This window comes from Pseudoxanthomonas sp. F11 (assembly GCF_037046485.1).
Lineage (GTDB): Bacteria > Pseudomonadota > Gammaproteobacteria > Xanthomonadales > Xanthomonadaceae > Pseudoxanthomonas_A.
In genome coordinates, this window is sequence record NZ_JBANLZ010000001.1 from 654,918 (window position 1) to 667,403 (window position 12,486).

Below are 12,486 nucleotides of genomic sequence, written 5' to 3' on the forward strand. Positions count from 1 at the left end.
CAACCGTGATGGGCTCGGCATTTTAGTGCCATGCAACAACATGCGACACGGTAAACTTGACGCATGTCGCTTACCGATCCCCTGCACGCCCTCGACACACGCCGCTCGGTGCCGTCGAAACAACTCGGCGAGCCCGGCCCGGACCACGCCACGCTGCTGCGCATGCTGTCCTCGGCCGTGCGCGTGCCGGACCACGGCAAACTGGTGCCGTTCCGCTTCATCCGTCTGCAAGGGGAGGCCCGCCATGCGCTGGGCGACCTGCTTGCGGCACGCACCTTGCATCTGCAGCCGGATGCGGCCGATGCCGTCGTTGAGAAGGACCGCGCACGCTTTTCCCACGCGCCGGTGATCGTCACCGTGGTGGCGCGGCTCACGCCGGGGCACAAGGTGCCCGCGCAGGAACAGCTGCTGACGGCCGGCAGCGTCTGCTTCGCCCTGCTGCAGGCCGCGCAGGCGCTGGGCTTCGGTGCGCAATGGCTGACCGGCTGGATGGCCTACGACGAAGCCGTCGCCACCGCGCTCGGCCTGTCGGCCGACGAGCGCATTGTCGGCTTCATCCATATCGGCACGCCGAGGATGGAAGCACCGGAGCGCGAGCGCCCCGATCCCGCCCTGCTGCTCACGGACTGGACGCCCGGTGACTGAAGCGCTGCCTGTGCGTCCGCTCTACCTGGTCGACGCCAGCCTGTACGTGTTCCGCGCCTGGCATTCGATGCCGGACGAATTCCAGGACGCCGAAGGCTGGCCCACCAACGCGGTGCACGGCTTCGCACGCTTCCTGCTGGAACTGCTGGAGAAGGAGCGGCCGGCGCACATCGCCATCGCCTTCGACGAAGCGCTGGACAGCTGCTTCCGCAACCGCCTGTATCCGGCCTACAAGGCCAACCGCGATCCCGCGCCGGAAGCGCTGCGCCGCCAGTTCACCCACTGCAAGGCACTGTGCGCCGCGCTGGGACTGAGCGTGCTGTCGCATGGCGAGTACGAAGCCGACGACCTGATCGGCAGCGCGCTGCACGCCGCCCGACCGCAGGGGTACCGGGGCGTCATCGTGTCGGCCGACAAGGATCTTTCCCAGTTGCTTGGCGAGCACGACGAGCAATGGGATTTCGCGCGCGGCCAGCGCTGGGGCATGGCCGGCGTGAAGGCGCGGCATGGGGTGGAAGCGCGGCAGATCGCCGACTATCTGGCCCTGACCGGCGATGCGGTGGACAACATCCCGGGCGTCAGCGGCGTCGGGGCGAAATCCGCCGCGGTGCTGCTGGCGCACTTCGGCGACCTGGATACTCTGCTGGCCCGCGTGGACGAAGTCGCCTTCCTGCGCCTGCGCGGCGCCGCCACGATGGCCGTGCGCCTGCGCGAACAGCGCGAACACGCCCTGCTCTGGCGGCAACTGACCACCATCGCACTGGACGCCCCCCTGGGCGATATCGCCCACGGCCACGCCCGCGGCCCGGCCGATGGCGACATGCTCGCGGGCCTGTCCGATGCGCTGCGCTTGGGCCCGATGACGCGACGGCGGCTGCGGGTGGCGGCGAGGCTGGAGAACTGACACGTCCTGTCTTCGCCTTGTGCTGCGGATAGAATTCAGGATCAACCACAAGGAAGGACGCGATGCATCTGCTTGTCTGCGGCGGCGCCGGCTACGTCGGCTCCCACGTCGCCAAGGTCCTGGACGACCGCGGCCATCGCGTCACCGTCCTGGACAACCTGAGCACGGGTCACGAGCAGGCGGTCCGCTGGGGGCAGCTGATCCGGGCGGACCTTCTCGACCCCCACAGTCTGGAGGCGGCCTTCCAGGGACAGCACTACGATGCCGTGCTCCATTTCTGTGCCCGCTCCCTGGTCGGGGAGTCGATGAGTGCGCCCTACGACTACTACGAGAACAACGTGGTGGGAACGCTTAACCTGCTGCGCGTGATGCGCAGGCACGCGGTGGGTCGCATCGTGTTCTCCTCCACGGCCGCCGTCTTCGGCAATCCGGTCAGCGCGCTCATTGACGAGGATCACCCCAAGGCGCCGATCAATCCGTACGGGGCCAGCAAGCTGATGGTCGAGCGCATCCTGGCGGATGCGGCGCAGGCCTATGGATTGCGCTCGGTGTGCCTGCGCTATTTCAACGCGGCCGGGGCGTCCGCTGCGGATGGCATCGGCGAGTCCCATGAACCCGAAACGCATTTGATCCCCAACCTGCTGCGTGCGTTGATCAATCCTGCGGCGCCGTTGAAGGTGTTCGGGCAGGACTACCCGACACCGGATGGCACCTGCGTGCGGGACTACGTGCACGTGCTTGATCTGGCGGATGCGCACGTGCGGGCGCTGGACTACATGACGGACACGCCGGGTGCGCACGCCTTCAATCTGGGCAACGGCACGGGCTTCAGTGTCATGCAGGTGATCCGTGCGGCCGAACAGGTCACCGGGTTGCCGGTGCCGTTCGAGGCCGCGCCACGTCGTGCCGGTGATCCGCCCGTGCTCGTGGCGGCAAGCCAGCGGGCGCGCGAGGTATTGGGGTGGGCGCCGACCTTTACCGACATCGAAGCCGTGCTGCGCAGCGCCTGGGATTGGCATCGCGCCCCGGCATTCTGAGTGGGCCACGCGCCCGGTACGCAAGAGGATCCACGATGAAACTTCCGCATTTCCTGTCCAGCTACCTGAAGCACAGCAAGGACCTGATGGACTCGCACGACGAGGGCGAGGCGATGTCGCTGGCGGTGGGGGGCGATTACGAGGCGGTGGGGATGCTGGAGTTCCAGTTACTCAAGCATCTGGGGCTGCGACCGGAGCATACGGTGGTGGATGTGGGCTGCGGCAGTGGGCGGCTGGCGTACCGGCTGAAGGACTATCTGACCGGACCATACGTGGGAATCGATGTGGTGCCGGAATTGTTCCAGTATGCGCAACGTAAGTGCGGGCGGGATGATTGGCGCTTCTATGCCGCACCCGGCACGGTGATCCCGGAGCCGGATGCCTCCGCGGATTTCATCACGTTCTTCTCGGTGTTCACGCACCTGCAGTTCGAGGAAACCTACCGTTACCTCCAGGACGCCAGGCGGGTGCTCAAGCCCGGCGGCAAGATCGTGTTCTCGTTCCTTGAATTCCGCATCCCTTCGCACTGGAACATCTTCGAGGCCTCGCTGCAGGATACGCGCCCGGACAAGGTGTTGAACCAGTTCATGGATCGGGATGGGATCAATGCGTGGGCGCAACACTTGGGCTTGGAGATCGACCAGATCTTGGATGGCGACAGGAACTACATACCCCTCGATCAGTTGATCCGGTGGGATGATGGTCGTGAAATGAGAAGTGAGGGTAGCTTGGGCCAGTCGGCTTGCGTCCTCGGGCTGCCCGAACTCCCTCACCATGACTAAGCTGCCCAGTCCGATTGTATGCACAGGGTTCCATCGAAGTGGCACTTCGTTGGCAGCGCAGTGGCTCCACAAGACAGGCTTCGACCTCGGGGCACGACTCGTACCTCCTCACCCATCCAACCCCGACGGACACTTCGAAGATGAAGATGTGGTGGCTCTACACGACCGATGGCTGGCTCGCCAATGTACCGATTGGATCCATGCTTCCAGCGAGCCGCCCGCCATCGATGAGGAACTGATATCAGATATTCAGGCCTATGCCGCTAATCGCACGAAAGAGACCGCGGCGTGGGCCATTAAGGATCCGCGCGCCACGTTATGTCTACCTGCATGGGAAACTGCCACACAACATAAAGCCCACTACCTTCTGGTCGTCAGGCATTGGACGGAGTGTGCTCAGTCCCTCCTCTTCCGCCACTCGCGCGAACTGGCCTACCACCTCCCGCGTGGTGAAGGGGCGCGCCAGCATCTCCGACTGTGGGTCCAGCCTCAGCTTGCGTACCAAGCATGGCTAAGCGCCAATCGAGCCCTACTTCATTTCGCGAGCACCAATCAGAGCTGCTCAATTGTCACCGCCGACTTTCTCCGTAGTGCGAACTGTGTCGAACTGCTGCTGAGTGACGGGCGGAAGGTTGCGCTCACTGCCAACGATAAGCCGCGAATATTGCAGGGGCTTCTGCGCGACGCCCCAATGTCGCAGTACCACCATGCACTAGACCCTGCTCTCTTGTTAGAGCTTGATGGATTGTGGGACGAACTGACCGCGCTTACAGAACTGAAATCCCCCGCTGATCTCACTAAGCGCGACTACACCGCATTCACTTTAATCAACGAGACACATACAGCCACAACTCCCGCCAGGTCGCTGCCGGAAACTAATGCAACACCCCGGAACGGAGACGGGGCTCTAGACGTCGCAAAGATACTAGCCGACGTAGAGCAACGCCCAGTGGAAAATCGCGCCATCAAAGCATTGGCGGAAACCCACAAGCTCATGGTCGCTGGACGCTTGGAGGACGCTCTTGCCGTTGTAAAGCACGGTTTGAGCTCCACGCCTGACAGCGTCGATCTAAATATTACTTATGGCGACCTGCTGCTTCGACTGAGCCGGGCCGAGCTCGCCCTTGCCCCGTACCAACTCGCAGCGCAGACCAAGGACACTCCTGGACTCCGACTACGCTTAGTTAAGGCTTGGCTGGCGCGAGGCGAGTATCAATCCGCGCAACATGCCGCTCTGCAGCTGCTGCACGATGACCCCGGAAACCAAGAGGTGATCCATCTCGTCGGCACATGCATACTGGCAGAGTCTGGGCCAGAAGCAGCCATCGCTTGGCTAGAAACTCAAGAAGGACTGGGGCGCGCCTCACTGTTGCTTCTGGCGAAACTCTTGTTTCCCGTGGACTACATCAGAGCGAATCAAGTCTACCTACAAGCAGTGATCGCCACCATTTCGAAGGAAAATCTCGAGTCCTGGCGGGACGAAATATTAAGCCAAGTGACCGATCAGCACTCACGCAGTCGACTTGAGTTCGCTCTTCACCGGCACTGGGATGCGCTGCAAGGCCTGCCCGACCCCCAACCGATCAAGATTCCATCAGTCGGACAGAAGACAACCTGAAACCAGCCATCTCCATGACGGCCGAATTCTTACCATAGTTGTTGTCGTACAAGTGAACTTCGATTCCAAGCAGTCCCGCCCCCACGGCTACATGTAATCGGTCTGTCCGTACCAGCCTGGCAGGGGCGAGGGCCGTCAGGAAACACGCGGCATTGGCCATGATGCTTTGAGTCGAATTGAGCTTGGGATAGTAGATCGCGGATAGATCCACCCAACTTTTCACACCTTTAGGTCGGCGTCCCGCCTCACCATCTCCGCGAAATATGTCTAGCACCAAAGAGGTTCGCTCTCCAATCGCGTCCCGGAAGCTCTTAACCGCCGCCAAGCAGTCGTCCTGAAACGATAAGCCGAATGCCATATCGCAAGCGCCGTGCGCCTCTACACCCGGCATACCGGACAAGTACTCTAACGACAATGCGTCCCTGCAGAACACCGTCATGCCAGAGCTAGCACGCCAGAAATCCTCGTGACCCCGAACAGTGTGTGGCAGCACCAGTACCGGGCGCCCCAGCGACTGAAGGAAACGCAAGCAAGCGACACCACCCTCGTACATGTCCACCAGAGCCCCGCCGCCGCCGTAAACGCATACATCTCCATCGCGGACTTGCTCTGCACCGCCGGTAAGGAACTGCCACTTGAGCCCCTTCCTATTAAACGCCTGGATCGTCGCGGCTGCGATCAGGTTGTCCCCCTGATTGCCTCCATTTGGCATATACAAGACCCTGACGTTGTCACCGTACTTTTTCTTAATGAAATCGACGGGATCTTCCATTTAGCCTCTCAGGAATTTTTCAGTGTAAAGATCAAGGAATGGGCCGTCTTGCTTCACCTTTCGGAGGAACAGGGTGCTGTCACCAAAGGCAGGAATGTCTTCGAGAGCACCGAACACGTAGGGTTTTGGCTCACGAGAAAAATCCGCATAGACAGGACAGGGTTCCGAAGGCTGTGCTGCGCCCGAATGCATTGCGGCCAGAGTGTGGAAATAGATCTCATCCGGAATTGCAGAGAATCTAAAAGACTCGATCAGCCAATCATTGTTGTCATACTGCTCAAGGCAGAATTCGGCGATATCCCGCGGCAGACACCACCACTGCGGGCCCGCAAAGATCCGCACTGGAAATTTTCCACGCCGACGCAGGACCTGGATCTCATTCACGAATGCCAATGAGCCCTCGTCGATGTACCGGCTTTCCGCCGGCAACCATCGAGGCGTAGTGAAGGACGAATCGAAGTGGAAATAGTTAGCATACCTCGCGTGGGGCTCACTTCCTGGCAAGCAGACGTGGGAAGTCATTCTGATGCCTGCACTCGATATGCGGCGATAAAGATCATTCCCAGGCAGCGTAGGGATCGCATCGTCAGACACCAGCAAGAAGTGGGTGTTCTCCGGGCGCTGCAGGGCGCATCGCAGTAGAGACAAGGTAGCCTGAACCATGCTGAAGCCCCCCCAAAAAACGGAACGGCGGTCTGGTACGAAGCTGACGTTTCGCGACTGGCTAAGCGGGGCATAACCGTCTAGCGCCGCCTTTCTGTCCACGTGCAGATAAACCTCAAACTGCTCGGGGTCCAATAGCGGCACGTATCGCTCCAACGCACTCGTACAAGAATGCGCCAAAACCATGATCGCTACGCTCACGACCGGGCCTCCGCCTCGATGGGTCTGATTTCACCCTGATCGATCATATATCGCTCCAAGATCAACGGCGCCAGTTCACCTGCTGTCAACGCCGCTTCAATTCGACCAAGCGACTCCTCGACACAGGAAAAATCAAGCCCCGCAAGTCCAAATACATTGTATTTCCACCACTGGACTGCCTCGAATCTCTTTATGATGGACTCGTTGAATCTGTACTTTTTAATTTTCGCGGGAACCCCCGCGACGATCGCATACGGCGGTACATCATCTATGACTACTGCCCCCGCAGCGATGATCGCGCCATCGCCTACGGTCACACCCGACCGGACAATCACGTTCTTGCCGATCCAGACATCATTTCCAATAGTTACTACAGCGTTAGACGTGAAGCCCTTTTCTGGCGGCAGATTCTCGTAACCGCGCGCGCTGAGCCAGGCAGACCAGCCATGTACATCGCGCACGTACTGCATCATGGAAGTTGAAAGCCAGCTGGTCGGATGCTGGTCGGATGCGATATCCACCCCGGGGGCGATCGAGCAGAACCTGCCGATTCTGCAGACACCAAGCTTTCCACCGTAGATGCCGGTGAATGCCCCCACCTGAATCAGGTTGAGTGGCGCCAGCTCGGCCTGAATGACTAGCGGCGCCTCAAACCAACTTCTTGGATCGAGGCGCGGTGGCGCCTTCGAAAACGTCAGCCCTGCGCTGGCAGGCGTCGCATTGGAAATCATTGAAGCGCTCCTTGATGCTTAGCGCAGTTCTGGAACGCCTAAGCCTGGCGCACCACTCCACAACACGTTCAGATGCTGCGTCGAACACTCCGCCTGCGATGCGGGGGAATGAACACCTTGGCGGCAAATTGACCATTGCTCGACACTGCTGGCACGCACCAAAGATCTCGCCCACGCATCGGCATTGGCCACCGGCACATGAAGGCCGTTGACCCCATCGACGACTTTCTCTCCCATACCACCGATGTTGCTCACCAACAGCGGTCGACCATAGAGAAATGCCTCCTGGATCACCATCGGCGAGTTTTCCCACCAGACGGACGGCACCACCACCCAGTCGATGTTGGCCATGCGGCTGGCGATCTCGTGCGGCTGGTAGGGCCCCACCCACTGCACCACGCCCTCCTTGATCAACGGATCCGCCAATTCCTTGATCCTGTCGCGGAACTCGCCGCTCTGGGTCTCGAGATTGGCGCCATGCACTTCCAGCACGATCTGCTTGCGCTCGGACTTGCGCATCTGCGTGAGTGCGCGCAGCAGCACATCCAGACCCTTGAACGGATTGATCTGGCCGAAGTAACCGAACCGGTTGCGGGACTCCCCTTCCGCCAGCGGGCGCGGCGGTAGCGGCTGCACGTCATCCTGACCGTTCTCGATCACCACGATCCGGTCGGCCGGGATACCCCACGCGATGTAGCGCTGGCGCAGGAACTCGGACGGCGACACGAACTGGTCCACGTAGGCGAAATGGCTCTGGATGAAATCCTTGCGGCGCCAGAAATCCTGCACCGAGTACTGCGGGAAACATAGGCGGCAATCGTCGTACGACTCGCGACTGCACAGACGGCCGTTGGTCTTGATCATCTGCCCCTGGTTGTTGCAGATGGCCATGTACTCGTGCAGCGTCAGCACCAGCTTGATCGTGGGGTCGAATTCCTTGACCAGGCGCAGGAACTCCACGCCCAAGTGGGCGTAATGATGCGTGTGCACCACATTGGGCCGCAGCGCGCGCAACAGATCGAGGAAGCCATTGACCAGCGAGCGGCGATGCGCAGCCTTCAGCATGGTCCAGTCGCCGATGCTCTGCTCCCACAGGTACTCGTTGGCACGCCTTGGCGTGATGGCGCCGTTGGCGCCACGCCCGCGATCTGCGCTGGCCAGGAACCACGCCTGCTCCACCTCTTCGCTGTCGCGGTACGCCTTGTAAAGGTTGTAGGCGGCGATCTCGCCGCCCCCCAGGCTGAAGTCCGGGTGGCGGTGGGACATCACCAGGATGCGGGGCTTGTTGGACATCGGCAGCGTCTCGACGGCGCTCATTCAGCAGCCTCCATGGTCGACTCGATGAGGGTGCGCCAGCGGGCCTGGTGGCGATGCGCGTTCCACAGCGTGACCTTGCTGCGGAAATCCTGCGTGCCCAGCGCGGCCATCGACTGCCGCTCCAGGTGCACGAGTTCGACCTCGGGCAGGTAGGCGGACGACAAGCCCTCGGCACGCAGCTTCAGGCAGAAATCCGAATCCTCGAAGTCGCCGATCAGGTAGCCCGTATCCCAACCACCGATGCGGTCGAAGTCCTCGCGCCTCACCAGCACGCACGCACCGGTGACACCGGGTACGTCCACGACGCCCTTGCGAGAGTCCAGCATGGGATCCAGCCCCATCATCGGATGCTCATTGATGTAAACCTCATGCTCCGGCGCCCATGCGAAGCGCATACCCGCGTGCTGTATGCCGCCATCGGCGAAGAGAAGCCGGGGCCCCACCGCTCCTACGCTGGGACGCTCGTCCAGCACCTCCACCATGCGCTGCAGCCAACCGGGTGCGCGCGGGAACACGTCGCTGTTCAGGAAAAGCAGATGGCGCCCCTTGGCGTACTGCGCACCGAGATTGTTGGCGCCGGAAAAGCCGCGATTGACGCCCCCCCATACCCAGGTGAACGGCACGCGATACAACGCATGCAACTCTTCCGCTAGCTGGCGGAATCCGGGAACGATGTTCGGATCGTCCAGGACATAGACCAGCTGCGCATGCTGCCGGATCCAGGAATCGCGCACCCATGCCAGCATCTGGCTCTCGACGAAATCCACGCGACCGTAAAGCGGCACCACGATGCTGACCGCAGGCGCCTCGAGCACCTTCCCGCACTCGCGCACGGCGACCGGATACTCGTCCCAATGCGACCGCGCGCGCTCGATCATCGCGGAGACCAGGGGCACGTCGAACTCATTCACGCGCCGAGTCCAGTCTTCATCGCTCGCGCCGACATCGAACAACCAGCGCGAGAACGTGACCGGATCCTCGCTCAAGGGGGTCAGCGCCGCTTCGGCCAGCAGATGAATGCCATCCTCGGAAAGCGCCTTGATGCGAAAGTGCGAGGGCACTCCCGTTACCGGCGCATTGAGAATGAAACCGCAGCGGCGCGCAGAGGCCCCGTAAAGAGAGCCGAACAGCTGGTGCACATCGTTGCGCACCAGGCGATGAGCGCCTTCGAACGAGTAAGTGTTGCCCTTGTCGTCCTCGCCCCACACCTGGGTGCCTGGTCGCGCGACCAGCCAGCCCACCACGATGACCTGTCCTGTACCCCGAATGACGTGTGCGGCCTCAAGGTAGGCCTTGGCGTCCAGGGACTCGGTGGCGGCCGCCGGGAAGCGGGTGATCGCCTCGCGCCACTCGGGGGTATGGGGCGTCATCGCGCTCGTCAACAACCCCGCGGAGGGCCCCAGCAGACCCGAGTCGGCGTCGGACAACTCGCTGGCCGACCGCAGCACGAGCGCCTGCGCGCCCGTCCGGCCATCGCGCAGGGCCCAGGACAGGCCGACCGGCGTCCCCGCCGGGATGTCGGCGATCAGCACGAAACCGGCTTGCGCTTCTTTCGGCAGGTTCAGGTGCGTCGACACGTCCGGCCGCCCGAACCGTGTTTCGCCCGTGTTCACGGACGTCCCCTCGGCCGACAGGGCGAGCTGGATCGGGCCGGTGCTCCACCCTCCCACCAGCACCTTGTCGCCCAGTCGCACCGCAACGTCCACCTTGATGCGGCCCGGCGTGCCACCCGACCGGTCCCGGAACTCGAGGGGCGTTGCCTGGATGTCGACCGCATCCGATCCGCTCGCGGCCTTGGAAGGCTGCGCCATTTTCCCCAACAGATTCTTCATGGCGATGGCTGTGTGCTCCGTTGACTGTAGCGACGACGTGGTCGCCGCTTATTCCGTTTCGACGACGCTGGCGCGCACCAGCGACAGGGGCGTACCGAGCCGCGACGCATTGCGCCCCACGCGGACCCGCAAAGCCTGGACCAGTTCATGGGCGACGACCGGCTGCTCAAGGGCGAGCGACAACCGGAACCCGTATTTCCCCTGCTTGCCGACATAGTCGTTCACGTCATCACGCTGTACACGCTCGAACGATTCCAGCAAATGCTTCTGGCCGGCGAACTCCAGGCAGACCACGTCGGCCTCGCGACCGCGGTCGTCCATGGCCCAGCCGATCACCTCCAGGCTGTCGCGGGTCGCCCGGATGCGCTCCACCACGCCCCGCGAATCGCCGAAAAGCACCGGATCGGAGCTCATCGCGGCGTCGCGTTCTTCGGACGAAGCCTGCGACACGATGTCGCGATAGGAGTCCAGGGCATCGGCCGTGTCGCCGAAGAAGTGCATGCGACCCTTGTCCAGAACGAGCGCCTTGTTGCACGTATCCCGCAGCAGACGGGTGCTGTGGCTGGCGAGGACCACGATGCGGCTGCCCTCGAAACGATCCTTCATGCGCTTTTGCGCACGTGCAACGAAGGCGGCGTCGCCCGTGGACAACCACTCGTCCATCAACAGGATATCGGGCTGCACCGCCGTGGTGATGGCGAAGCCGAGCCGCATGCGCTGCCCACTGGACAGCGTGTAAAAGGGGTACTCGGCTCTGTCGGCCAATCCGGCGAACTCAAGGACGTCGGGCGCTATCGCCTTCAGCTGGCGATAGCGCAGGCCCATGGCCGTGCCACGCAGGAAGATGTTCTCCGCCACGGATGCGTACTCGGCGAAGCCCAGCAGCGGGTTCAGCAGCGACTGGCGGTTGCCCTCTACGCGGAGCACGCCTGCCGTAGGCGCGTAGGCGCCGTTGAGTACCCGCAAGAGCGTGGTCTTGCCCGCGCCGTTCAGGCCCATGACGCCGATGCGGTCGCCGTCGACCGCTTCGAAATTGATGCCCGACAGGATCGTGGACTGATAGCGCACGGAACCCGACAAGGTCGCCAGCAGGTCGCTATACCCCTTACGCCCGGTCTTGTGGACCTCGGTGGGCAGTTCCAGCGAGACGTTGTAAGCACGCAGCATGGCCGTCATGGCGTTCTCCTTACAGCCATGCCGGCATGCGCTTGGCCAAGCGCCCGTATACGATGGATGCCAGCACCAGCCCCACTGCAGTCATCACGCCCAGGTAGGCATACGTCATCGGCTCGATCGGCTCGCCCAATACCGGCCCGCGCACGACCGCGAGCAGGTGGTGGAACGGATTGGCCCGCATCAGCATGCCATGCACGGTATCGGCCGGCGCATCCTTGGCGAACCAGACGATGGGGGTGATCAGGAACATGGCCAGCATCACGCTGCTGAAGAACTGGTTGACATCGGGGAAGCGCGCGCCGATGAACGCCAGCAGTGTGCCATAGAGCAGCAGGTTCACCAGGACGACGAGGAAACCGACGAGCGCCCCCAGCATGCCCATCGGAAGGATGGGCGCATCGCCCACCAGCACGATCACCAGCAACGGGACCGCGAACAGGAAGTAGATCACCGAGCGCGCCAGCGGGCGCAACACGTAGTCGGTCAGGCGCAGGTGACCTTCATGGATATAAGGCAGATACGAGGCGAAGCTGTTGCCAGCCTCCATGACGACGGTCGACATCAGCCGGAACGCGATGAAGCCAAAGCCTATGTGCGCAAGGAATCCCGCTTCTTCGGGCACGGCGCTACCGCGGATCGCACGGAAGAACAGACCCAACCCCCAGATGTAGATGATCGGCGGAAAAAAGATCCAGAACAGTCCGAGCGCGTTCTTGCGATACTTGGTGATCACGTCCAGCCAGCTGGCATACAGCCAGTGGTCGGGTTTGCGGAAGCTCTCGGCCAGATGCCGGAAAAGGAGACTCAT

General features: G+C 62.2%; 12 protein-coding genes. 5 read left to right on the forward strand and 7 right to left on the reverse strand.

What is annotated here, in order from left to right:
• Positions 1-63 precede the first annotated feature (63 nt).
• From V8246_RS03325 to V8246_RS03345, 5 genes are all read left to right on the forward strand, one after another.
• A complete protein-coding gene (locus tag V8246_RS03325) occupies positions 64-645 on the forward strand; it encodes a nitroreductase (RefSeq protein ID WP_336187891.1) in 582 nt (193 codons plus the stop codon).
• Positions 638-1,549, forward strand: coding sequence for a 5'-3' exonuclease H3TH domain-containing protein (locus V8246_RS03330; protein WP_336187892.1), 912 nt, complete (start codon positions 638-640; stop codon positions 1,547-1,549). Before V8246_RS03325 ends, V8246_RS03330 begins: the two co-directional genes overlap by 8 nt.
• A gap of 62 nt (positions 1,550-1,611) precedes the next feature.
• Positions 1,612-2,586, forward strand: a complete 975-nt coding sequence (gene galE / locus V8246_RS03335; RefSeq protein WP_336187893.1) for a UDP-glucose 4-epimerase GalE — start codon at positions 1,612-1,614, stop codon at positions 2,584-2,586.
• Positions 2,587-2,621: 35 nt separating this feature from the next.
• Positions 2,622-3,368, forward strand: a complete 747-nt coding sequence (locus V8246_RS03340; RefSeq protein ID WP_336187894.1) for a class I SAM-dependent methyltransferase — start codon at positions 2,622-2,624, stop codon at positions 3,366-3,368.
• Positions 3,361-4,986 (forward strand): hypothetical protein, encoded by a 1,626-nt coding sequence (locus tag V8246_RS03345; protein ID WP_336187895.1) that lies wholly within the window; start codon positions 3,361-3,363, stop codon positions 4,984-4,986. Before V8246_RS03340 ends, V8246_RS03345 begins: the two co-directional genes overlap by 8 nt.
• On the opposite strand, the gene V8246_RS03350 is transcribed toward V8246_RS03345, so the two are convergent.
• The 7 genes from V8246_RS03350 to V8246_RS03380 all read right to left on the reverse strand — a co-directional run bounded on the left by V8246_RS03350 (position 4,952) and on the right by V8246_RS03380 (position 12,486).
• Positions 4,952-5,758, reverse strand: a complete 807-nt coding sequence (locus V8246_RS03350; protein WP_336187896.1) for a polysaccharide pyruvyl transferase family protein — start codon at positions 5,756-5,758, stop codon at positions 4,952-4,954. The genes V8246_RS03345 and V8246_RS03350 overlap by 35 nt on opposite strands.
• Positions 5,759-6,622 carry a beta-1,6-N-acetylglucosaminyltransferase gene (locus V8246_RS03355; RefSeq protein ID WP_336187897.1) on the reverse strand — a complete coding sequence of 288 codons (864 nt, stop codon included), beginning with the start codon at positions 6,620-6,622 and terminating at the stop codon, positions 5,759-5,761.
• Complete coding sequence (locus V8246_RS03360; RefSeq protein WP_336187898.1) at positions 6,619-7,353, reverse strand: CatB-related O-acetyltransferase; 735 nt, start codon at positions 7,351-7,353, stop codon at positions 6,619-6,621. The genes V8246_RS03355 and V8246_RS03360 overlap by 4 nt, the downstream gene beginning before the upstream one ends.
• Before the next feature lie 18 nt (positions 7,354-7,371).
• Entirely contained in the window at positions 7,372-8,670 is a 1,299-nt protein-coding gene (locus V8246_RS03365; protein WP_336187899.1) for a glycosyltransferase family 4 protein, read from the reverse strand.
• Complete coding sequence (locus tag V8246_RS03370; protein WP_336187900.1) at positions 8,667-10,481, reverse strand: glycosyltransferase family 2 protein; 1,815 nt, start codon at positions 10,479-10,481, stop codon at positions 8,667-8,669. The genes V8246_RS03365 and V8246_RS03370 overlap by 4 nt, the downstream gene beginning before the upstream one ends.
• A 69-nt stretch (positions 10,482-10,550) precedes the next feature.
• On the reverse strand, positions 10,551-11,678 hold the full coding sequence (locus V8246_RS03375; protein WP_336187901.1) for an ATP-binding cassette domain-containing protein: 1,128 nt from the start codon (positions 11,676-11,678) through the stop codon (positions 10,551-10,553).
• Positions 11,679-11,688: 10 nt separating this feature from the next.
• Positions 11,689-12,486, reverse strand: coding sequence for a hypothetical protein (locus V8246_RS03380; protein ID WP_336187902.1), 798 nt, complete (start codon positions 12,484-12,486; stop codon positions 11,689-11,691).